Consider the following 23116-nt stretch of genomic DNA (forward strand, 5'->3'; position numbering starts at 1 on the left):
CTAAATCAATAGCGTCGAAGAATTTGGGCAATACCCGCAAAAAACTCTTCGGGATGGTTGGAATGCGTCTCTATATCACTCTCTGAAACATACGCTGACCACTTGCCATTTTCATATACAAATTTATAAGCGTCTGTACCAGCAGTTTGGCGGCTGTAACCGCCGATATTGTCAATCGGACGCACCCTCTGAACGCCATTTATCAGCAGTGACATATATCCGGTGTCGCGATTGCCTGGCTCATTCCAGAAAGTGAGTTGAATACTTTCTGCCTTCGGTCGCCCTACAGCTTTATCCAAGTATCGAGAGGTCTTTTCGCTGTACACAGCATCAGCCGTCGCAGTTGCCGGCATGACCTTATTCATTTTAGGTTCGCCACAGCCGACAAGTGCAGCCAAAACCATGGTGACAACGATGATGCTCAGCTTTTTCATAATCAGATTCCCTCAATTTAATGTGCCAGGATCTCGTCCTGCTGTACCAGCGGGGCGGTATCGAGACCTGGCAATGGAGCCAGACGTAGATTTGTTACTGCGTCCGCTCCATAGCGACGGGCTGCAGCGGCGCCTTCAGCTTGATCTCCACACGACGGTTCTGCGCCCTCCCCTGCTCCGAGCTGTTGCTTGCGATCGGCTGCGACGGACCGGCACCGAACACCTGAATGCGATTCTTATCAATGCCCTGGCTCATCAGGTGCTTACCGACGCTAATAGCGCGCCTCTGGCTCAGCTCGATGTTGCTAGAGTTGCTACCGACACTATCAGTGTGGCCAGTAACCTCAATGTTGTTTTCTCCGTACTGCTTGAAGGAACCAGACAGTTTGTCCAGGTTAAATTGGGCAGCAGGAGACAGTTCAGTCGAGCCATTAGCGAACGTGATCGCACCAGGCATCACCAGCTTGATGTCATCGCCTTGGCGCTGTACGTCGATGCCAGTGCCAGCAGTCGCTTTGCGGAGTTCAGCCTCTTGACGGTCGGCGTACACGCCGTAACCTGCGCCGGCCAAGCCACCGATACCAGCGCCAATAAGTGCGCCTTTACCACGGTTGTCCTTGTTGATCAGCGCCCCTGCTGCGGCTCCTGCAATAGTGCCGATAGAGCCCCAGGTCAGGGTCTGGTTGCGGGAACCATCCTGATCCTGCAACCCAGTACGAGCGCAGCCAGTGAGAGAGAAGAGAATGCTGGTAACCAGCACGGAGGTAATAGCTTTTTGCATGTCGAGGCCTCTAATTGTTAGTCGTAGAATGGAGAAAGTGCGTCCGAGCCAGTTGATAGAGTCAACCGGATATATACGAATAACAGCGAGCACCCGACCGGGCTATTTTAGTTATTGCCTCCCTACCCCTATCGCTGCTCGGGAGTAGTTTGGTACACAGCGATTAACTGCTACTTACTTTCTAGGCATAATTATGTACCAGCATTACCGCACATACAAGTAACAAACCGCCAACTTCTTCATGATAAATATATATCACAAGACCAAAAGCCATATATAATTAACGACAACAAACAGCCGCTGCAGACTAACGATGAATACTTTCGAAAGAGACAGCTCGCTCGATCTAATTAAGTGGATCGCACTATTTACGATGATCATCGATCACACCTGGTTCGTGCTACCAAATGAAATCCAGGAAAATCTGTCCTCGATGCGGATTATCGGACGACTTGCATACCCCTTATTCTGTCTCGCAATTGCGGCAAATGTTGTCCGGCAGCCAATCAGTTGTCCAATCGGATTGAAATATCTGAGTGGGATATTACTATTCGCCATCCTGAGCCAATGGCCGTATTCGAGATATTTCGATAATGGGCATTTAAACATTCTGTTCGTCATAGCACTTGGGCTAGTTATCGCTCAGGCGATGCATCATCGAACTCCCGGACTGATCTTATGCGGGATCCTAGCCCTGATGACCACAGTCGCGCTCCGTCCGATACTGAGCTACGGCCTAACTGGAGTGTTGTTACCTACTGCACTAGTAATCGCGCTTCAGGCACGGAAGCTAGAGATTAAAATCGTAAGTTGGTCCCTATCCGCTCTCCTCGCCGCTATCGCAAATGTCGGCAGCTCGATTTTGCTGTTGCCTGATCTGCCCACGATGGATCATGCGGTAATCATCGCAGCCGCATTGGCACCAGTGCTCGGACTGACTCTGCTGCAGGTCCAGGTGCCACCGTTACGCTCCGTCAAAGGATGGCTCTACCCAGTTTATCCGATTCATTTACTACTTCTCAGCTCCCTATCAATATCGTTTTGATGCCACCTAGCAAGCGCTTGGACGTTGAGGCTTCACTAGATCGCGCGGTATCTCCTCGCCCTTCGCCTGCCACTTCAGCCTCCAGGATGCGTGTCGATGCTTGAACTCACTTCCTTCCCTTCCGGGGCCTTTCAAGCGCCTCAGGCGCTTGATCAAAGATTGGGCATGCCGCCTCGCAGGCACGCAGATACCCCGACGATAAGCACTTCTATGGGTCGATAGCGAATACGAAAAAATCGTACGCTAAGCGTGCGGCCTGTCAGGTTGAGTCCATAGAGCTTGAAGCCTTGAGGGAATGCCAATCAAAAAGAAGGGGTCAGCATTTTCAAGGTCGCGGCCGATTCCCAGAAAAAGCCAAAGGGTCAGTGTCCCGAAAGAAGTCCGGAACCGGCCCAAAACGTGATGAGAGGAAAATCGGGGGCCAGAAACGGCGAATCCCTCTCTAGGAGGGATTCTCAGCCATCGATTGCGTACGTTCGACGGGGCAGGTCGTTCTTGCGTCGCGCTAGGCGAACTGCTTTCGCAGTAACGGGGTGCGATCCTTTCGGATCCCTGTAACCACCCTGTGGTACACGACTAAGACGCAAGTTGATTATGCAAGGATCTACAAGCGTCCAAAAGGCCCATTGATCATTTTTGTTCATCATTCTTCACGCTGAATAATGGCCCTTGCCTTGTTCAAAGCTCGCAGCCACGAACTTCAACTCATAGGCCAGAGTCGCTGGCCTAGTCGGCTCACACAGCGTCTCAACCTGACAGGCCGCACGCTTAGCGTACGATTTTATCCAAATTCTGTTGGCTTCCCTTCATAGTCTCCAGGCTGCACGCCGATACTCGAACTCACTCCTTTCCCTTCTAGGGGGCATTTCGGATTCATAGCTGTTGTCTCGGCGCTTGAGTGTTTGCACAATCTATAATCCACTGTTTGGCGTCGTCTGGATTGTTTCTGACCTGTGGTGCAGGGCGCAGCTCTGCCGGGGTCGAGAGGGGCAGAGCCCCCGGCTTCCTTGTCTACCCCCACTTCCCGCGAGTTGCTTTTCAAAGCCCACGTCAAAGGGGCGGTTACCTGATGTGCACCATAATTAACATCCAAGGTCGCGCTGGTAGGGGCCGCGGAATGATTGCATTCGCTTCCTCGATCGCTGGTGCCAGCGACGACTTGTGATTGCATGCAAGGGGATTTAGCCGCGCCCAGGACGGCTATGATCTGCGGCCGCGAGACTTCATCCAGGACGTGGCCATAGTTGGCCACCGTCTGCCGAGAGAGACCTGCAAAGCTGGCTATCGAGGCTTGAGTCAGCTTTTCACCGCGCTCCTGGAGTCCTCTGCACGCCGCTCGGATCTTCGATTCGGTAGCCTTATGCCGCAATTCGTGGGTGCGCCTGGCTGCGAGGCTCTGACGCTCGTTTAGTGGTAACGACTTGTCGAGTTCCATCGCCCCCCGGCAACACCTAGCGCTGCCCTCGTAGCGCGTCCACGTCCAACGTGCGACGGATCTGACCGTCGCTCTTACTGAGGACAGCATTAAGTCCTGGGTAAAGCCATTCCTAGCGAACTTGTTATGGTTGTGAGCGAAGGCTTCCAGTCGCCGTGTCAACGTGGCAAGCGTCCCGCGCTCGCGCTCCTGGTTCACGATGCTGTAAGCGAAATAGCGAAGCTGTTCAAACAGGATGCAGTGTCTGGAGTGCGGGAGGTCTTCCAGCTGTGGCCCCGTCTTCCAGGGCGAAACCTCCAGCTCCACATAATCGGCCAGTTCGCCTAACTCGTAGACGTGGTTATGCAACTCTGAGGTCGACCACCACGGATGCCCTGGAGTCTTGGCGACTGGGCCACTGTTGTAATCGGTATCGGCCTTTAAGCGCAGGGCAAAGGCGGTGTAGACCGCCTTCATGTACTGAATCGGCTTGTCTCGGGCGTTCTCAGTCGTGCAGACCGGAGGAATGGCGTAGAAAAGGTGTGAATGACCATTATTCCTGTTCCGCACGATCAGGTTCGGCGGCGGCAGACCTTCGTCGTCCCAGGCAAGTGAATTAATGTGATCGAGGTCGAAGATCAGCCAAGACACCATCCCTGGACGATTGATCTGCATGTATGGATAGCGAATGGCGTGCTCGCGGGGGCGAACTCGCGCGGCGGTTTTGTTATCGCTACAGCGAGCCAGATACGGGGCCTCCATCAACACGCGATTGAACACACCGCCCGGCTCAAAGAATCGGGATGGAGGTGTATCGATCAGTGAAGATGTCCCAATACAATGAACTATTGCCGCCATCGACCACCGCCTGATCGGCGGTGAACGCGCACGCAGAATTGATGCTTGCAGATCTGCAAAGGCATATACATACTGTGCTCACCGATTGCGTTCCGCAGGTTTCCGCCAAGAAATCAGCTGCCGAACGTAATTAAGGAAAGGCCCGCCTCGTGCGGGCTTTTTTATGCCCGTTTTTGCGGAGCGTGTCGCTGCTGCGCGTAAAACTCACAAATGTCTGCGAGGTTCCAGCGAATTGCGCGACCGAAGTGCAACGGCTGTGGAAAGGCGGGATCGTTTTTCGATAGTCGATAAAGCGTTTATCGTGAAATCTTAAAGATCTCGCAAACTTGCTCAGTAGTTTGAATTTGCATCGCATACGTCTCGTTGTCGAAGCCTGTGACGCTGATCATTCGCGACACGAGCTGACACGTCAATCCGCTGAACTTTGGCACTAACTTGCTGTTTTCCCCGTCGTTTTTCTATCGCAATTGCATCTGAATATATTTATGCGGCGCGACAGCGAGGTGCTAACAAACAAAGCGACAGAAATGAATTAAAACACTTGTAATTATAACTAACTAATCTAGTTAAATTTAGATTTACGTCGATTGTGAGCATCACGCCTGGTTGTTACGCCAGCACAGAGGACACCCCAAGCCGATCCGCCGCGATGGGATACAATCTCGGAAAAATCGCTAGTGTTTTTTAGACGCAACAGCACGCTTTCCATTGCCAAGGACCGCCGATGCCCCCGCGAACAGAGAGCCACAGGATGCAGATGAAGGCTGAAGAAAAGGTTGTTTCGCCATCACAGTTCATGCGCCAGATCCGACCTGAGCTCTATTCGGACTCAACCTCTAGCGTCAAGCATCAGCTCAAAGCCGAGGTCCTGTCGCATCACCTGGACACCATCACCGAGCGTAACCAAACGCATGACTTTGAACTGTTCTGCCGCAAGCTTTGCGAACGGACGATTTGTCCAAACCTAAGGCCGGCAACTGGCCCGGAGGGTGGCGGTGACAGCAAGGCCGACACCGAGACCTCTCCGGTCTCCGATGAGATTAGCAAGCTCACCTTTATCGGTATGGCCAATAGCGGCAGCGAGCGATGGGCTTTCGCCTTCAGCGCGAAAAAGACGTGGGCCGACAAAGCGAGGTCGGACGTGGATGGAATCGTGGCCACAGACCGCGACTACAAAAAGATCTTTTTTGTGACGTCCAGAGCCGCGCGTGCGAAGGATCGAGCCCGAGTGGAAGATGAACTCACCCGTAAGCACGGTGTTCAAGTGATCATCCACGACCGTGCCTGGATCATCAATGAGGTCATCGATAAGAATCGCCGCGATCTTGCGTTTAACTATCTGAGGATCGGTGAAGAAACGAGCGATCTTGATCTTGGCCCATCTGATTATTCGCGAAAGCAGCAACTAGCCGACATAGAGCAGGAACTTGCGGACCCTTCTACGTTTGTCGGGATGAAGATGCAGCGCGCATCCGAAGCGCTTGTGGCAGCAAAGCTGGCGCGAGAGCTGGAACTGCCGCGAACTGACGTCGACGGCAGGTTTGTTCGGGCCGTTCGCCTGGCGGACGATGGAGGAACGCATCGGCAGCAGCTCAACGCGCGCTACGAGTCGCTCTGGACGGCGTTCTGGTGGTTCGACGACATCAAGGCCATCGTCGACGGCTATGATGGCTTTGAAGCCCTTGTCATCGGAAACGAACATGCGACTAATCTTGAGATGCTGTGCAACTTGGCGCAGTTATTATTCAATACCGTCATTCATGAGCACCTCACGTCGGAGCAAGTCCGACTGGAACCCCGAATTGCCCGGTTATCATCAAGGCTTGCCGAACTAGCGAGCGACAGCAGCCGGCCAAACAATGCGCTGGAGGCAAAGACTTCGCTGCTGACCATCCAGCTCAACGAAGCCCTGATTGCCGGCGAGCCAGAACGAATTTCCTCGCTGTGGCCACAGTTTGCAGACATCCTCGTCGAGGCTGACGGCTTGGGGGAGTTTGATGCTAAACGCCTGGTTAGGCTAATTGAGGTGTTCGGCCAGGTCGCCGGCAAAGACCGAGGTTACCGGAACCTTGTGGACCAACTCTCCGACTTCGTGTCTAAACGTACGGGGGAGGTTCAAGGCGCGGTGGTATTGCTCAATCGCGCCAAGCAACTCGACTTCGACGAAAACATGGAGATGATCCGGCTTCTTGGCAAAGCCGCCCGGCTGCTTTCCAAAAAGGAGCATGCGGAAAACCTGGTTGACGCCCTGCTTCAACTTTCGGTCGCTTACCAAAGCGCTGGTTTACTCTGGGCGGCACGTGCGAGCTGCACCTCGGCCGCCGCGACCTTGTTCATTGAAGGTGAAGAAAACGGCGAACTCCCGTCAACTCTATTTCCGACGCTGATGAATGCGGCATGGCAAGCGGTCCAGCTTAAGCACTTCCCTGAGTTGCTGGGAATGGTTCAGATCGCGCGCGGATGCCTGAACGCTTTGCCACTCGACGACAAGTCGAAGAGTCGTGCCGCTGCGCAATTGAAGGACTTCGACATGGTCCTAGCCTGTCAACTGACGAACCTCTCCTCGGAGGAGATACCGCGACTAGAATTGATCCCTGATATCTTGGAAGGGCTGGACCTGAACATCAGCAGGTTCACGCTGCTATACCTGCTGGGATATGAGGACGCTCTGAGGCAGGAAGGATGGGTTCCCGAAAGCGAATCTCCCAAGGACGTACAGAGTTTTTTCAATCAGTTGGCGGGGCAGCCCGCTGGCGACGCACATTGGCGACCATCAATTTTCAACGACCAGAATACTCAGGTGTTTGTCACCTCAGTACTTGGCGTTCAGGTAAACGTCATACATGAGCCCACCGACACAGGTATAACCGTCGCCGAAGCCATTGCTGGAACAGTCGAGGCGTTCTTCGCGACCGCGTTCGAACTGGGCGCTTTCGCTCACGCGGAGCGTTTCGATGTCACAGTTGTCGATGCGAGCATCGCGCGTTTCGAGGTGACGGCTGATTTGGACCGTATGAGAGCGACGGTTCGCTGGCCCAATGACGTGTTTCCCGGGACCCCGTCGGTGCATGGCGACTTTCTCTCCATGTTGCTGGAAGTCGCCGCCATCATCTTTTCAGCGACTTGCACTGCGAAGAACTTCAAAGAAGCGGCTGATCGGCTATTCAAGACAGACGCAGCAATGGAACGCGTTGCGATGATTGGTTCACTGTGCATCAGCCGCCAGCGCATCTTCGACGGCGTGTCGCGCCTGAACTCCTGGGATAAGCGTTCACCGAAAAGGTTCGAAGCCAAGCTGGAAAGGCCGCAGGTTAGACGGGAGCCGCGACCAGCCAGAGAAGAAACGCAAGCCAAAGACGAGATCCTCGATGAGAGGGAATTCCCGACGTTGACAGACCACCGCAATGTGAAAGTCCGATCGGTGATCGATGTCCACCTCTGGGATCGCGCTGGCTGGATGGGCATAGCTTATGGAGTGGTTAATCCCATGGCGCCGCCCTTCATTGCGATAATGTTTAAGGATAGGGATGCGGCCGTAAAAATATTTGAGCGGTGGCGAGAGCGATTCGGGACAGTAGACAAGGAGGAGGAAATCCACGTAGGCATTGTTCGCCGGTTTTCCATCGAGCATCCGACGCATTACGGAATGGTCATCACGTCAAAGATCCCGAGGGATCAAGGGGATCTACAAGTTGCGATGCTGGCGTCGCGCTCCCTGACCATGGAACCTGCTGATGACGTCAACCTCACAAGGTTTTTGGACGACTACAAGAAGGCTGGTGCTTATCTCTTAATGCCAGTTGTAATGGTGCCTGGGCAACCACCGCAATTCATCGACGGAATCTATCTGCTTAAGAGATCGTTGCAGGTGAAGGACGCTTCCGATGTTGGCCCAAATGACCTAGAAAACATGTTTCTTCAGCCTCGGGGATTTGGGCACAAGCACACATGATCTGTAAGGGTTTATCTCTGTCAGCCGCCCCTACATGGGCGGCTCAAACGTGCCGGCCAATTCCGACGTCTCGAGATCAACGGCAGCGCAAATGACTTTTCAATTGGAATGGAATTCAAAGAAAGTGAGAACGAGCTAGCACCAGTTTCGTAAATCGACCAAAACAACCATGGTTCCTTGGTGGATCTCTCGATAATGAACGTGCAGAGAAGTGGGGACCAAAGTGGGGACTAGCGACAAGGATAATCGAAAAAGCTAACACCAAGCCTCGCTAACCACTTGATAATTATGGTGTCCCAGGGCAGGTTCGAACTGCCAACCTTCCCCTTAGGAGGGGGATGCTCTATCCAATTGAGCTACTGAGACACAGGTCACCCGCAAGAAATGCGGTGCGAGGGACGGCGTGCATGTTAACGGGCAGGCCTGATTTTGTCATGTCGTCCGTATGGCTTTTTAAGTGTAGGCAGACGCCCTTCTTCATCGTGGCTTAATTTACCGTGCAAATTGCATCCTCTCAAAATGCCATCATTGCAATTTGCAACGAGCACCCCTTTGGGCAATAAGTTAATTCTTTGTTTTTAAAGGATTTAATAGCCGTTAAACTCTTGGCACGCGGGCTGCTTTAGCTGTTCTCACGAACAACCGAGGTCAGCCTCATGAACAGCGTCCTTTTACTCTCGAATGCGATCGCTCTTACCGTCCTCCTGGGTGGTCATTTTGCCCCCGAGAACGGCGCTGAGCAGATCGCGCATCGGATGCCCCATTACCTCCAGCTGCAAAAAGCCCCGCAATTGGCGGTCATGAACGATCAGCGCGGCTTTGTTGGCCAGGACGTGAACCAGCACAATTACCCGTTGGTATCGCAGTCTTCGGAACGCTTGGTATTTTGAATCACCCCCATCAGGAGCACAGCATGTCCAAATCAGCCGCAGGATGTTTGATCCTTGCCTTACTGAGCGGCATTCTTCATTTGTCATTGGTACCGGACACGGTCGCCACCCTGCCCCTGATTGCCTGCGGCGTATTCGGTGCGTTATTCGTGCTTGCGCTGATTGTCGGGCGCAAAATCAAGTTCGATCCGGTTTTACGCTGAGCTTCAGCAGGTTCAGAAGATTTTCAACAGTGACCGCCAGTTCGCCAGAATTGTCGAGCCGATGGATCTTCGTGTCACCGAGCGAGTCGTGCGCCGCAAACAGAGCGTTGCGGCGCAACCTTGCTTCAATCTCCTCAACACTCTCCCGACCACGTCGCAGCAAGCGTTCGCGCAGCACTTCATCCTTGACCGTCAACAGCACCGGTAGCAGCGTCGGATAGCGTTGCAGCGCCTCACTCAGGTGGCCGCGAGAGCCGTTGACCAATACATGTCGGCCGTCTTTCAGCCAGTGGTCGATCTGGCGCGGAATGCCGTAATCCAGGCCGTTGGCGTGCCACGACAGGGCGAAGTCGCCCATTTCCTGGCGTCGCTGGAAGTCTTCACGGGAAACTCCGATGGCGTCTTCACCTACGGATTCAGCCGAGCGCGTGATGACCCGTCGCACCACTTCGCCATTCATCGAGCGTAAAGGTTGTCGAGCCGCTTCGATGAGGCTGTCCTTGCCGGATCCGGACGGCCCCATCAAGTAAATCAACGTGCCATCCATCCTGAATCACCCTCCTCTGCGGGTCTGCCACTAGTAAATCGGCCATTTGCCACTATCCTGTATAAGGTAAGGACCAAGGATCGAATCCGCGTAGCATGCACCTTCAGGCGTCTTCGGGCATCACCTGTCGGGCAGAGGACGCGGTCAGCGATGCGGGCAAGGGGCAAAGTTTTCCAACCAGTCCACATTTCTGATAAGGGTGCTGGCATAACGCCTTTACCCAGCGCAATATTTGTCACAGAATTGACGCCAATGATCTGGCTGCTTTGAGGCATGATGCGAGCCTCTATCAATTCAGGTTGAACATTTGGCCAGAGACCTTGTCCTATCAGACATCCTGCGGCCAATCCCGAGAACCGCTCCCCTGAACTAACCGGTTAAATATATGCGCCCATTGAAACAGGCAATTTATTCCAGCCGTACGGCTGACAAGTTCGTCGTACGTCTGCCAGACGGAATGCGTGAACGCATTGCCGAAGTGGCTCGCAATCATCATCGCAGCATGAACTCCGAAATCATTGCGCGCCTTGAGCAGAGTCTTATTCAGGAAGGTGCACTGGGCGAAGAATTGAGCATGCGCCTGGACAGCCCGGAGCTGTCATTGCACGAACGTGAATTGCTTCAACGCTTCCGCCAACTCTCTCACCGTCAGCAAAATGCTCTTGTTTCGCTGATTGCCCATGACGCCGAAATGGCCGCAGACGCTTCCTGATTCAACCCGAACGCTCAAGCCAGCATAATCGCTGGCTTTTTTTTGCCTGAAATTCGGTGATAAAAAACCCGCCGATTTGGCGGGTTCTTAAAAGCAGGCAAGTCAGAGCAGGAAGATCGTCGCCAGCCCGAGGAAGATGAAGAACCCGCCGCTGTCAGTCATGGCGGTGATCATCACACTGGCGCCCATGGCAGGATCGCGCCCGAGCCTCGCCAGCGTCATCGGAATCAAAACACCCATCAACGCCGCCAGCAACAGGTTAAGCGTCATCGCGGCGGTCATCACCACGCCCAGGGACCAACTGCCATAAAGCAGATAGGCCACGACGCCAATCACACCGCCCCAAACCAGACCATTGATCAAACCGACGACCAACTCTTTACGCATCAGTCGTGACGTATTGCCGGTGCTCACCTGGTCCAGCGCCATGGCTCGAACGATCATGGTGATGGTCTGGTTGCCCGAGTTGCCACCGATACCGGCCACGATCGGCATCAATGCCGCCAGCGCCACCAGTTTTTCGATGGAGCCTTCGAACAGGCCGATCACCCGGGATGCGATAAACGCGGTGATCAGGTTGACCGCCAGCCAGGCCCAACGGTTACGCAGGGATTTCCAGACGGAGGCGAAGATATCTTCTTCTTCGCGCAGACCCGCCATGTTGAGCACTTCGTTCTCGCTCTCTTCACGGATCAGGTCGACCATTTCGTCGATGGTCAGACGGCCGATAAGCTTGCCGTTCTTGTCGACCACAGGCGCCGAGATCAAGTCGTAACGTTCGAACGCCTGAGCGGCGTCGTAGGCGTCCTCGTCCGGGTGAAAACTCACCGGGTCGCTGGCCATGACTTCCGACACCTGTTTTTCAGGGTCGTTGACCAGCAAACGCTTGATCGGCAGCACGCCCTTGAGCACACCGTCGTAATCGACCACAAACAGTTTGTCGGTGTGGCCCGGCAGCTCCTTGAGACGACGCAGGTAACGCAGAACCACTTCGAGACTGACATCCTCACGGATGGTCACCATCTCGAAGTCCATCAGCGCACCGACTTGTTCCTCGTCATAAGACAACGCGGAGCGGACGCGCTCACGCTGTTGACTATCGAGGGTTTCCATCAGCTCGTGGACGACATCTCGCGGCAGCTCGGAAGCCAGGTCAGCAAGTTCGTCGGCATCCATGTCCTTGGCCGCAGCCAGGAGCTCGTGATCGTCCATGTCGGCGATCAGGGTTTCACGAACCGAGTCGGATACTTCGAGGAGGATGTCGCCGTCGCGATCAGCCTTGACCAATTGCCAGAGCGTCAGACGATCGTCCAGCGGCAAGGCTTCAAGAATGTAGGCAACGTCGGCGGAGTGCAGATCATCGAGCTTGCGTTGCAACTCGACGAGGTTTTGCCGGTGAACGAGGTTCTCGACCCGCTCGTGATGCGGACCTTCCTGGCGATGAGTCAGGTCTTCGACCACCCGCTGACGCTGCAGCAGCTCAACGACTTGAGCGAGGCGGTCCTGCAAGCTTTCCTGCGTTTTCTTTACTTCAACTTCGGACATAGGCGAACTCCACTCCCAGCAGCGGGGCACGCCGGAAGGATCAATCAGTCAATTCATGATTGGAAAAACGGGGTACTGAGTAACTACTGGGTAAGTCCATGGAGGTATTCCACAAGCCCCGGCGGGGCTGACGGGCGCAATGATACACCGCCCGACCGTTTTAAACGTTAAAAAATCGTGGCTGAAACAAGCGGTTGCAAGACAAAGCTGAGTGCAGTCCTGACCTCTCCAACTGCGACGACTCATTCTGAAAAGAAAACACACCCTCGTCGAAAAATGTAGCGGCTACCCTGACATGGACCGTCATGGAGGACGTTTAATGCCATCGATCAGCCTTTATTTTTTACTGCTTGCCCTGCTCTGCCTTTCGCCCCGGTTACAAGCCGCCACCCTTCACCGTTGCGAAGCACCCGACGGCCGCCTCACCTTCACCACCTTGAGTTGCACGGACGGCGAAAGTCTCTCTCTGCAAGATGTGCGCACCTTCAAACCCGTTAACCCGGTAGCGATGATGCCGGAGGCGGACACTCGGGAAACACCCAGAGCGAAAAACAGAAGGAAGGAGCCAACCGTTGTCGGTCAGACTGAGGACAAGTGTGGAAACCTGATGACTGCCAAGGAGCGTCGCGAAGCAATCATCAACCAACGGATCGTCGCCGGCATGACTCAACAGGACGTCGAGAGTGCTCTGGGCAAGCCAGACAAGATCAGTATTCGCAATTCGGCCACGAGCTACCGTTATGACCTCAAGCGAGGTCGCAGCGCACACGTCGAGTTCGATGAGAAAGGATGCACGAAGGGAAAAGCCAAATCCCGGACGGCAAAAAGCCCGCGTTAAACGCGGGCTTTTTGGTGTTTGGTGCACTCGACAGGATTCGAACCTGTGACCGCTCGGTTCGTAGCCGAGTACTCTATCCAGCTGAGCTACGAGTGCATTTGTGTTTTTATACCAGATCACAACTGGTTGGAGCCAAGTTATTCACATTACTGCAAACAACCCTTAAATGGTGCACTCGACAGGATTCGAACCTGTGACCGCTCGGTTCGTAGCCGAGTACTCTATCCAGCTGAGCTACGAGTGCATTTGTTGCCGCGCATTATAGGCCGTCTAATCTCTATGTAAAGCACTTTTTCTAGTAATTTCAAACACTTACCGAAAAAGCCAGATTACAACGTACTACGCAAATAATGGCGGAGAACGGGGGATTCGAACCCCCGACACCCTTTTGAGGTGTACTCCCTTAGCAGGGGAGCGCCTTCGGCCACTCGGCCAGCTCTCCGCAACACGGGGCGTATATTAACCAGCTTCTTCCCCGTTTGCAAACATAAAAAACGATAAAAATTAATGGCTTGGTTCGTCGTCCTTCTCTTTCTTGATCCGCAAGTAAATTTCCTCACGGTGAACCGCAACCTCTTTAGGTGCGTTAACGCCAATACGCACTTGATTTCCTTTAACGCCGAGCACGGTCACGGTGATTTCGCCATCACCAATAATCAGGCTTTCTGCGCACCGACGAGTCAGAATCAGCATACCTTTCTCCTCACGCATTTCATTTCAGGGACAACAGTCTGCAAAAAAAAGGCACTCGACCTACAACCGGAACGATCGCAGCCCTACATGCCTGAGTATTGACCAGCGCGAGCAAAAGAACAGTTCCTGGGTCGCGCTATTCAAAAAAGACAAAGGGCGCGGTCAGACCGCGCCCTTTGGCAAACGCATCACTCGCCCGTTCGGGCCGGTGCGTCCAGTTCGAAAGCCGTGTGCAGAGCGCGCACAGCCAGTTCCAGATACTTCTCTTCGATCACAACGGAGACTTTGATTTCCGACGTCGAGATCATCTGGATGTTGATGCTTTCTTTCGCCAGGGATTCGAACATGCGGCTGGCCACACCTGCGTGGGAACGCATGCCGACGCCGACGATCGAGACCTTGGCGATCTTGATGTCACCCACGACCTCACGGGCACCGATCTCGCGAGCGGTGTTTTCCAGCACGGTTTGTGCGGCCTGGAAGTCATTGCGGTGCACGGTGAAGGTGAAGTCGGTGGTGTTATCGTGCGCAACGTTCTGCACGATCATGTCGACTTCGATGTTCGCGGCACTGATCGGGCCGAGAATCTTGAATGCAACGCCCGGGGTGTCTGGCACACCACGGATGGTCAGCTTGGCTTCATCGCGATTGAAAGCGATGCCGGAAATGATCGGCTGTTCCATGGTTTCCTCTTCATCAATAGTAATGAGGGTGCCCGGACCCTCCTTGAAGCTGTGCAGTACGCGCAGCGGAACGTTGTACTTGCCGGCGAATTCCACCGCACGGATCTGCAACACCTTGGAACCGAGGCTGGCCATTTCCAGCATCTCTTCGAAGGTAATCTTGTCCAGGCGCTGGGCCACGGACACCACACGCGGGTCGGTGGTGTAGACGCCGTCGACATCGGTGTAGATCTGGCATTCATCAGCCTTCAAGGCTGCTGCCAGCGCCACGCCGGTGGTGTCGGAACCGCCACGACCAAGGGTGGTGATGTTGCCGTGCTCGTCGACGCCCTGAAAACCGGCGACAACAACGACACGACCTGCCTTCAGATCACCGCGAATCTTCTGGTCATCAATCTGCAAGATACGCGCTTTATTGTGCGCGCTGTCCGTCAGAATCCGCACCTGATTGCCGGTGTACGACACCGCCGGCACGCCGCGCTTGATCAGCGCCATGGCCAACAGTGCAATCGTCACCTGCTCGCCCGTGGAGACGATCACATCCAGCTCACGCGGAACCGGTTGGCCGTCGCCACTGATTTGCTTGGCCAGATCGATCAGACGGTTGGTTTCGCCGCTCATTGCAGACAGGACAACCACCAGGTCATCGCCGGCATCGCGGAATTTCTTAACCTTGTCGGCGACCTGCTCGATTCTCTCGACAGTGCCGACGGAGGTGCCTCCAAATTTCTGTACGATCAAAGCCATTTCAAAGCCGCCTCTGCCCATGAAGGGCGCCCAAATAATCACTCAAACAGCGTTCCGGCCCGCCACTAGACTGCGGGCCGGACACCCTGCCTTATAAACCCTGCTCTACAAATGGAACAGTCAGGGCCAGTGCCGCATCCAGTGCGCCAGCGTCAGTACCACCGCCCTGCGCCATGTCTGGACGACCACCGCCCTTCCCGCCCACTGCCGCAGCGGCTTGCTTCATCAAATCACCGGCTTTGAGTTGGCCAGTCAGGTCTTTGGTTACGCCTGCAACCAGAACGACCTTTTCCTCATGGACACTGCCGAGCAGGATCACTGCGCGGCCGAGTTTGTTTTTCAGCTGATCGACCAGCGCCAGCAGCGCCTTGGCGTCCTGACCGTCCAGACGCACGGCCAGCACTTTCACGCCTTTGACGTCCAGGGCAGAGGCCGACAGATCGTCGCCCGCCGCGCTGGCAGCCTTGGCTTGCAACTGCTCGAGTTGCTTCTCCAGCAGACGGTTGCGCTCCAGCACAGCCGACAGCTTGTCGATCAGGTTGTCGCGGCTGCCCTTGACCAGGTTGGCCGCTTCCTTGAGTTGTTCTTCTGCAGCGTTCAAGTAAGCCAGCGCCGCGGCACCAGTGACTGCCTCGATACGACGCACACCAGAAGCCACACCGCCTTCGCTGATGATTTTCAGCAGGCCGATGTCGCCGGTACGGTTGGCGTGGATGCCACCGCACAGCTCGACGGAGAAATCACCGCCCATGCTCAGCACGCGCACGTTGTCGCCGTACTTCTCGCCAAACAGCGCCATGGCGCCTTTTTTCTTGGCGGTTTCGATGTCGGTTTCTTCGGTTTCAACGGCGGAGTTCTTGCGGATCTCGGCGTTGACGATGTCTTCCAGCGCTTTCAACTGTTCAGGCTTGATGGCTTCGAAGTGGCTGAAGTCAAAGCGCAGACGCTGACTGTCGACCAGCGAGCCTTTCTGCTGAACGTGATCACCCAGCACTTTACGCAACGCGGCGTGCAGCAAGTGAGTGGCCGAATGGTTCAGCGAAGTGGCGTGACGCACATCGGCTTCAACGTGGGTTTCAACCGGAGAACCGATGGTCAGGCTACCCGACGCCAACACACCGTGGTGCAGGAACGCGCCGCCGGTCTTGGTGGTGTCACGCACGTCAAAACGGCCGTTGCCGCCTTGCAGATAACCGCAATCGCCGATCTGGCCGCCGGATTCAGCGTAGAACGGCGTCTGATTGAGAACGACCACGCCCTCTTCGCCTTCACTCAGTACGTCGACCGCCTGGCCTTCTTTATAGAGGCCAACGACTTTCGCCGAACCGCTGGTGGCTTTGTAACCGGTGAATTCGGTGGCCACATCAACCTTGACCAGGCTGTTGTAGTCCATGCCGAAGGAGCTGGCGGAACGGGCACGGACGCGCTGGGCTTCCATTTCGCGCTCGAAGCCTTCTTCGTCGATGGTCAGGCTGCGCTCGCGAGCGATGTCGCCGGTCAGGTCCATCGGGAAGCCATAGGTGTCGTAGAGTTTGAACACCACGTCGCCCGGCACCACGTCGCCTTTGAGTTCGGCCAGATCCTGTTCGAGGATTTTAAGGCCCTGCTCCAGAGTCTTGGCGAACTGCTCTTCTTCGGCTTTCAGGACGCGTTCGATGTGCGCCTGCTGGGATTTCAGCTCAGGGAAGGCTTCGCCCATTTCGGCGACCAGTGCCGCGACGATCTGGTAGAAGAAGCTGCCCTTGGCGCCCAGTTTGTTGCCGTGACGGCAGGCGCGGCGGATGATCCGGCGCAGCACATAACCGCGGCCTTCGTTGGACGGCAGCACGCCATCGGCAATCAGGAAGCCGCAAGAACGAATGTGGTCAGCCACGACTTTCAGGGAAGCCTGAGCGTCGTTGGTGCAGCCGATGGCCTTGGCCGATGCGGTCAGCAGGCTCTGGAACAGGTCGATTTCATAGTTCGAGTGAACGTGCTGCAGCACGGCACTGATCCGCTCCAGGCCCATGCCGGTGTCGACCGACGGTGCTGGCAGCGGGTGCAACACGCCGTCGGCGGTGCGGTTGAACTGCATGAACACGTTGTTCCAGATCTCGATGTAACGGTCGCCGTCTTCTTCCGGCGAGCCCGGCGGGCCACCCCAGATGTCGGCGCCGTGATCGTAGAAGATCTCGGTGCAAGGACCGCACGGGCCGGTATCGCCCATGGTCCAGAAGTTGTCGGAGGCGTACGGCGCGCCCTTGTTGTCACCGATGCGAACCATGCGCTCGGCCGGAACCCCGATTTCCTTGGTCCAGATGTCGTACGCCTCATCATCGCTGGCGTAGACGGTGACCCAGAGCTTTTCCTTTGGCAGGTTCAGCCACTTGTCGGAGGTCAGGAAGTTCCAGGCGTAGGTGATCGCATCGCGCTTGAAGTAATCACCGAAGCTGAAGTTACCCAGCATTTCGAAGAAGGTGTGGTGACGGGCGGTATAACCGACGTTTTCCAGGTCGTTGTGCTTGCCGCCGGCGCGCACGCATTTCTGGCTGGAGACAGCGCGGGTGTACGCGCGCTTTTCCTGGCCCAGGAAGCAGTCCTTGAACTGGTTCATCCCCGCGTTAGTGAACAGCAGGGTTGGGTCGTTGCCCGGAATCAAAGAGCTGGAGGCTACACGGGTGTGGCCTTGCTCTTCGAAGAAGCGAAGGAAGGCTTCACGGATTTCTGCGCTTTTCATTAGGTTCTTCCACGGAGGCTGCGGCCAAAGGCCTGTGCGAAACGTCAACAGACGAAGCGACGGCAAAGGGCCGCATTATATCGGCCCTGCGCGCGGGGTACAGCGTGTTTATACGATAGAAACGGTCAATTGGACCGCCAAGGCGATCAGTTGCGAGAAAAGTCGACGAATGTCGCCACGACTTGCTCGATTTGAGCGCGGTTGACGTCCATGTGCGTGACCATGCGCAGACGTCCGGCAGCACTCAGTTTGATCCCGCGCTCGGCCGCAAAAGCCTTGATCGCCTCAGCCTTGTCACCCATGTTCACGTACACCATGTTGGTCTGCACCGGCTCGACTTCGTAACCGGCCTTTTGCAGTTCATCGGCCAGAAATTGCGCATTGGCATGATCGTCGGCCAGACGCTGAACGTTGTTATCCAGCGCATAGAGCCCCGCCGCCGCCAACAGACCCGCCTGGCGCATGCCGCCACCGACCATCTTGCGCAGGCGGCGTGCCTTGCCGATCAACTCCGCCGAGCCGCACAACACCGAACCGATCGGCGCGCCCAGGCCTTTGGACAGGCAGACCGAGACCGAATCGAAGTGTTGAGTGATCTCGCGGGCATCAACGCCCAGTTTGACGGCTGCGTTGTAGAGCCGCGCGCCGTCCAGGTGCAGTTGCAATCCGTGCTCACGAGTAAAGCTGCGCGCCCGGGCGAGATATTCCAGCGGCAGCACTTTGCCCTGCATGGTGTTTTCCAGCGCCAGCAACCGCGTACGGGCGAAATGAAAGTCGTCCGGTTTGATCGCGGCAGCGACGTGTGCCAGGTCCACCGAACCATCGGCCTGTACTTCCAGCGGTTGCGGCTGGATCGAACCGAGGACCGCCGCGCCGCCACCTTCGTACTTATAGGTGTGTGCCTGCTGGCCGACGATGTATTCGTCACCGCGTTCGCAATGGGCCATCAGGCCCAGCAGGTTGCTCATGGTGCCTGTCGGCACGAACAACGCAGCGGCAAAACCCAGCCGTTTTGCCAGTTCCGCTTCCAGACGATTGACCGTCGGATCTTCGCCATAGACGTCGTCACCGGTGGCCGCACTGGCCATCGCGTCGAGCATCTCGGCGGTCGGTTGGGTAACGGTGTCGCTGCGAAGATCGATAACGCTCATGAATCTGGCCTCGGAAAGCAGGGGAAAATCCCTTTCAGTCGGGAATTACTGCGGCCATGACGACGATTAATCAACCCCAGGCGAAGGAAAAGACGCTTCGAGTAAGCGAAAAAGTCGATAGCAATCATCAGATAGCAGCAATGCACGGCTCGGAAATATGTGTTAAAAACGCTTCGCCTCCAGACAATCTGGCGGCAAAACGTTCTCAGGGCGGGGTGCAACTCCCCACCGGCGGTAATTGCGCGCAATGCGCATAGCCCGCGAGCGCTTGGTGACAGACATGGCTTCGGTGGTGTCTGGCGACAAGGTCAGCAGACCCGGTGTGATCCCGGGGCCGACGGTCATAGTCCGGATGAAGAGAGAACGGGATTGGCGCCAAAGGGCCGTCCGCGGGCATTCGTGCGAGCGTGCGCACCCTTAAATCCCATTCGATTCATATGCCCTGTTTTTTACATAAACAGGAGTCAGAACATGCAACCCACCGCAATCGATAGCAAAAGCAAAAACCATCAGGGCGAGCGCGTTGCGTTCATCCAGGCCTGCTGGCACAAGGAAATCGTCGATCAAAGCCGTAAGGGCTTCGTTGCCGAAATGATTGCCCAGGGTTATCAGGAGTCCGACATCGATTTCTTCGAAGTCGGCGGCGCCTTTGAAATTCCACTGCACGCCAAGCTGCTGGCCAAGTCCGGTCGTTACGCTGGCATCGTCGCGGCCGGCCTGGTGGTCGACGGCGGCATCTACCGTCATGAATTCGTCGCCCAATCGGTGATCAGCGGCCTGATGCAGGTTCAGCTGGAAACCGAAGTGCCGGTGTTCTCTGTGGTTTTGACCCCGCACCACTTCCACGCTGGCGAAGAGCACCAGAAGTTCTTCTTCGAGCATTTCGTGCATAAAGGTCAGGAAGCGGCGAAGACGTGCGCGGATACGCTGCACAAGATGCGGGCGTTGCGTCGCAGCGAGCCCCGCGCGGTAGCCGTCTAAACACCGGCCATAACTGTGGGAGCTAGCCTGCTGGCGATAGCGGAGTGTCAGTCGATAACCAGGGTGACTGACACATTGCAATCGCTAGCAGGCTAGCTCCCACATTTGTTATGTGTTGGATTCAGGCGAGGTTCTCGTCGGTGGTCGGCACGATCAGGATGCCGGCGCGCAGGCCGTTTTTGACCTTGGGGTTCGGAAAGATGATCCGGGCGCCCTTCTCTTCGATGATCCAGCGGGTCTGGGCGATGTCTTCGGCCAGCACGTAACCCACATCCAACTCCGAAAAGTTCTCGATGTCCGCCGGCAGGTTCAGGCGGAAGCTGTCGCTGTGCTTGATGATTTCCCGCGCCACGCTGAACAACTGCAAACCGTCCAGGCATTCTTCAGTCACCGCAGGCTCGGTGCCTTCAATGATCTGCTGGAGGCGGGTCTCAAGCAGCGAGACGTTTACACCGTCGTTCTGCCCGAACGGCCGCGCCTTGCCCAGTTCAAGGGTGAAAGACTCGGCACCGAGCTTGTCGTAGGTGTAAGAGCTGAACACGATCGACGGCTTGTTCTGCAATAGCACCGCTTCCATGCCGGCAGCACGTAAGCGGGCCAGTTCCAGGCGCGAATGCTGGCGCCCTTCTTTCCACGGATACAACGCGAACTGTTCGATTTTCGAGCCGCGTATCGCCGTGTGCAGATCGTAGTGCAGACGCCCACGATCCGGCAGGCTGAAAAAACTCGCCGCCAACCGCTCCAGCTCACAGGCGCGCAGCGCTTCGGAACCGCTGGTTTGTTCGTGACGGCCGTTGAACAGCCGGTTGACGTCCTGCTCGACGAAACGCTCGCCTTTGCGAATCGCTTCCGGGTTCCCGAACAGGAACAGAATACGTGCGCGCGGCTTCAAATCACCGCGGGCGATGTCATGCAACAGGCGATCGAGCAGCTCGATCGGCGCTGTTTCGTTGCCATGGATACCCGCTGACAGCAGCAGGTCCAGGCCGTTATCACGAGCCTCAGGTGGCCGGACTTCCAGCGCACCTTCGCTCAACCAGCGCATGCGTACGCCTTCGACAGTCAGTTGAGTCTTCTCCGCCGGTTCGCGGCCGGCGAGGGTCAGTTCAAGCAGTTTGCCGAGGGCGAGCATAGAGCGGTTTCCTTAGTGGTCGTGTGCGCAATCCGGGCCGTGCACGTGGTCTTCGTCGCCGACTTCAGCCGGTTCCATTTCCAGTTGCAGACTTACCAGATTAGTCGCCAATGGGCGCAGCAGCAGGTTTGCGTATTCGGCGTCACCTTCTTCGACGTCCACGCCGATCAGCAGCTGGCCACGGCCGTCCTGCTGGATCCACAGCTCTTTGCCTTGCCACATGACCGCGACGCGGGTGCAGGAGGTTTCCAGTTGCGTGCCGTCGGTGTCTTCAAGGATCAGCTGCAGGGTATCGCTCATGTTTTTTACGCTCTCGACGTTCAATTGATCTGGAAGGGATAAACCGCGCCCAGTTTAAGGATTTGCGTCAGTTCATCCAGTGCCGTCCGGCACTCAAGCAGCAACTGCGGGTCCGCGAGATCGTTTTCGGTCATGCGGTCGCGGTAGTGCTTGTCGACCCATTCGGTCAACGTGCCGTACAACGGTGCCGTCATGATAACCCCTGGGTTGACGGCCGCCAGTTCGGTTTCGTTGAGCGCGACGCGCAGTCGCAGGCAAGCCGGGCCACCGCCGTTCTGCATACTCTGCTTCAAATCGAAGACTTTCACTTCACGGATCAGGCCGCCGGAGCTGGTCAAACCTTGCAGGTACTGCCAGACACGCTCATTGCCACGGCACTCTTCCGGCACGATCAACAGCATCGAACCGTCAGGACGGGTCAGCAACTGGCTATTGAACAGGTAGGAACGAACGGCGTCTTCGACGGTGACGGCGGAACGCGGTACGCAGATTGACTGAAATTTCCCACCAAATTTTGCGAGTTTGCCCTGCAGTTCAGCGAGCATCTGCTCGGTGTCGAGGAACGCGTCCTCGTGATAGAACAGCACCTCGCCGTTACCCACCGCGATCACGTCGTTGTGGAACACGCCCTGATCGATCACCGAAGGGTTCTGCTGGGCGTAGACCACGCCGTCATCGCTCAAGCCGTGCAGGCGAGCAACGGCTTGCGAGGCTTCGAGGGTCTGGCGCGCCGGGTACTTTTGAGGCGCCGGGTAGCGGTTGTCGAACGCACTGCGACCGAACACGAAAAACTCGACGCCGGCCTCACCGTATTCACGGCAGAAACGGGTGTGGTTGGCCGCGCCTTCGTCGCCGAACTGCGCCACCGCCGGCAATGCGGCGTGGTGAGCGAAGTGCTTCTGGTCAGCGAACATTGCCCCCAGCACGCGGCTGGTGGTCGGGTGTTCGATGCTGCGGTGGTATTTGCAGTTGAGGTTGGCGGCGGTGAAATGCACGCGACCGTCGGCAGTGTCGGCACTTGGGCTGACCGTGGCGGCGTTAGCCACCCACATGCTCGACGCCGAGCAACTGGCGACCAGCAACGGCATCGCGTCTTTCGCGGCTTGCTCGATCACTTGCGCGTCGGTACCGCTGAAACCCAGGCGGCGCAGGGCTGCAACGTCCGGGCGCTCCTGGGGTGCCAGGATGCCTTGCTGAAAGCCCATTTCCATCAGCGCTTTCATCTTCGCCAGGCCTTGCAGCGCGGCTTCCTTCGGGTTCGAAGACTGCTGGCTGTTGCTCTGGGAGGCGACGTTGCCGTAGGACAGACCGCCGTAGTTATGAGTCGGCCCCACTAGACCGTCAAAATTGACTTCATAGGATTTCATCAGCGAGGCTCCACGAGAATCTGTTGTTATGGCTTGAGTAACTATTCAGTAAGACCGCATCGCGACCATCGCCAGCAGGCTGGCTCCCACAGGTTCGGGGGTGTTCACACATTTTGTGTACGACCCA

Annotated in this window: 19 protein-coding genes, 4 tRNA genes and 1 riboswitch; of the genes, 7 read left to right on the top strand and 16 right to left on the bottom strand. The window is 56.2% G+C overall.

From position 1 onward, the window contains the following. Window positions 1-5 precede the first annotated feature (5 nt). Complete coding sequence (locus tag DJ564_RS24705) at window positions 6-434, bottom strand: hypothetical protein (RefSeq protein WP_109634068.1); 429 nt, start codon at window positions 432-434, stop codon at window positions 6-8. Between the two features lie 94 nt (window positions 435-528). Further along, window positions 529-1215 (bottom strand): OmpA family protein, encoded by a 687-nt coding sequence (locus tag DJ564_RS24710; protein ID WP_109634070.1) that lies wholly within the window; start codon window positions 1213-1215, stop codon window positions 529-531. A 313-nt stretch (window positions 1216-1528) separates the two neighbouring features. Between DJ564_RS24710 and DJ564_RS24715 the strand changes: the two genes are divergently transcribed. Beyond that, window positions 1529-2260, top strand: coding sequence for a TraX family protein (locus tag DJ564_RS24715; protein WP_109634071.1), 732 nt, complete (start codon window positions 1529-1531; stop codon window positions 2258-2260). Between the two features lie 781 nt (window positions 2261-3041). Here DJ564_RS24715 and DJ564_RS24720 read toward each other — a convergent pair. Next, complete coding sequence (locus tag DJ564_RS24720; protein ID WP_256597453.1) at window positions 3042-4532, bottom strand: replication initiation protein; 1491 nt, start codon at window positions 4530-4532, stop codon at window positions 3042-3044. 757 nt (window positions 4533-5289) lie between these two features. Between DJ564_RS24720 and DJ564_RS24730 the strand changes: the two genes are divergently transcribed. Then, complete coding sequence (locus tag DJ564_RS24730; RefSeq protein WP_256597454.1) at window positions 5290-8484, top strand: tetratricopeptide repeat protein; 3195 nt, start codon at window positions 5290-5292, stop codon at window positions 8482-8484. Between the two features lie 289 nt (window positions 8485-8773). Here the strand turns inward: DJ564_RS24730 and DJ564_RS24735 are convergent. Continuing rightward, a tRNA-Arg gene (locus tag DJ564_RS24735) sits at window positions 8774-8850 on the bottom strand. Window positions 8851-9140: 290 nt separating this feature from the next. Here DJ564_RS24735 and DJ564_RS24740 point away from each other — a divergent pair. Both DJ564_RS24740 and DJ564_RS24745 read left to right on the top strand, forming a co-directional pair. Continuing rightward, window positions 9141-9374 carry a hypothetical protein gene (locus tag DJ564_RS24740; RefSeq protein WP_109634073.1) on the top strand — a complete coding sequence of 78 codons (234 nt, stop codon included), beginning with the start codon at window positions 9141-9143 and terminating at the stop codon, window positions 9372-9374. 23 nt (window positions 9375-9397) lie between these two features. Further along, window positions 9398-9577 carry a PA3371 family protein gene (locus DJ564_RS24745; RefSeq protein ID WP_109634075.1) on the top strand — a complete coding sequence of 60 codons (180 nt, stop codon included), beginning with the start codon at window positions 9398-9400 and terminating at the stop codon, window positions 9575-9577. On the opposite strand, the gene phnN is transcribed toward DJ564_RS24745, so the two are convergent. Further along, complete coding sequence (phnN, locus tag DJ564_RS24750; RefSeq protein WP_109634077.1) at window positions 9552-10124, bottom strand: phosphonate metabolism protein/1,5-bisphosphokinase (PRPP-forming) PhnN; 573 nt, start codon at window positions 10122-10124, stop codon at window positions 9552-9554. The genes DJ564_RS24745 and phnN overlap by 26 nt on opposite strands. A 385-nt stretch (window positions 10125-10509) precedes the next feature. On the opposite strand from phnN, the gene DJ564_RS24760 reads away from it, so the two are divergent. Continuing rightward, window positions 10510-10836, top strand: coding sequence for an Arc family DNA-binding protein (locus tag DJ564_RS24760; protein ID WP_003178899.1), 327 nt, complete (start codon window positions 10510-10512; stop codon window positions 10834-10836). A 102-nt stretch (window positions 10837-10938) separates the two neighbouring features. Here DJ564_RS24760 and mgtE read toward each other — a convergent pair whose 3' ends face one another. Further along, a complete protein-coding gene (gene mgtE / locus DJ564_RS24765) occupies window positions 10939-12381 on the bottom strand; it encodes a magnesium transporter (RefSeq protein WP_109634081.1) in 1443 nt (480 codons plus the stop codon). Window positions 12382-12700: 319 nt separating this feature from the next. Here mgtE and DJ564_RS24770 point away from each other — a divergent pair, with 319 nt between their 5' ends. Beyond that, a complete protein-coding gene (locus tag DJ564_RS24770) occupies window positions 12701-13219 on the top strand; it encodes a cell envelope protein SmpA (protein ID WP_109634083.1) in 519 nt (172 codons plus the stop codon). A 19-nt stretch (window positions 13220-13238) separates the two neighbouring features. On the opposite strand, the gene DJ564_RS24775 is transcribed toward DJ564_RS24770, so the two are convergent. The 7 genes from DJ564_RS24775 to ltaE all read right to left on the bottom strand — a co-directional run bounded on the left by DJ564_RS24775 (window position 13239) and on the right by ltaE (window position 19209). Then, window positions 13239-13315, bottom strand: a tRNA-Arg gene (locus DJ564_RS24775). Between the two features lie 71 nt (window positions 13316-13386). After that, window positions 13387-13463, bottom strand: a tRNA-Arg gene (locus tag DJ564_RS24780). A gap of 107 nt (window positions 13464-13570) precedes the next feature. Continuing rightward, window positions 13571-13661: transfer RNA gene (locus DJ564_RS24785), tRNA-Ser, on the bottom strand. Between the two features lie 62 nt (window positions 13662-13723). Continuing rightward, a complete protein-coding gene (csrA, locus tag DJ564_RS24790) occupies window positions 13724-13912 on the bottom strand; it encodes a carbon storage regulator CsrA (RefSeq protein ID WP_003178872.1) in 189 nt (62 codons plus the stop codon). 188 nt (window positions 13913-14100) lie between these two features. Then, window positions 14101-15342: an aspartate kinase gene (locus tag DJ564_RS24795; protein WP_008033100.1), complete on the bottom strand. Its 1242-nt coding sequence runs from the start codon at window positions 15340-15342 to the stop codon at window positions 14101-14103. Window positions 15343-15433: 91 nt separating this feature from the next. Next, entirely contained in the window at window positions 15434-18058 is a 2625-nt protein-coding gene (alaS, locus tag DJ564_RS24800; protein ID WP_109634085.1) for an alanine--tRNA ligase, read from the bottom strand. 146 nt (window positions 18059-18204) lie between these two features. Then, the gene (gene ltaE / locus DJ564_RS24805; RefSeq protein WP_109634086.1) at window positions 18205-19209 is read right to left on the bottom strand and encodes a low-specificity L-threonine aldolase; all 1005 of its coding nucleotides are present in this window, start codon (window positions 19207-19209) and stop codon (window positions 18205-18207) included. 197 nt (window positions 19210-19406) lie between these two features. Further along, a riboswitch (FMN riboswitch) is annotated at window positions 19407-19578 on the top strand. A 102-nt stretch (window positions 19579-19680) separates the two neighbouring features. Here ltaE and DJ564_RS24810 point away from each other — a divergent pair. Then, a complete protein-coding gene (locus tag DJ564_RS24810; RefSeq protein WP_008071834.1) occupies window positions 19681-20190 on the top strand; it encodes a 6,7-dimethyl-8-ribityllumazine synthase in 510 nt (169 codons plus the stop codon). 121 nt (window positions 20191-20311) lie between these two features. Here DJ564_RS24810 and astE read toward each other — a convergent pair whose 3' ends face one another. From astE to astB, 3 genes are read right to left on the bottom strand one after another with little or no spacing between them, the layout of a single operon-like run. Beyond that, window positions 20312-21322 (bottom strand): succinylglutamate desuccinylase, encoded by a 1011-nt coding sequence (gene astE, locus DJ564_RS24815; RefSeq protein WP_109634088.1) that lies wholly within the window; start codon window positions 21320-21322, stop codon window positions 20312-20314. Between the two features lie 12 nt (window positions 21323-21334). Beyond that, complete coding sequence (locus DJ564_RS24820) at window positions 21335-21622, bottom strand: hypothetical protein (RefSeq protein WP_033056735.1); 288 nt, start codon at window positions 21620-21622, stop codon at window positions 21335-21337. A gap of 20 nt (window positions 21623-21642) precedes the next feature. Further along, complete coding sequence (astB, locus tag DJ564_RS24825; protein ID WP_109634090.1) at window positions 21643-22989, bottom strand: N-succinylarginine dihydrolase; 1347 nt, start codon at window positions 22987-22989, stop codon at window positions 21643-21645. Window positions 22990-23116 lie beyond the last annotated feature (127 nt).

Origin of the sequence: Pseudomonas sp. 31-12 (assembly GCF_003151075.1) — a bacterium.
GTDB lineage: Bacteria > Pseudomonadota > Gammaproteobacteria > Pseudomonadales > Pseudomonadaceae > Aquipseudomonas.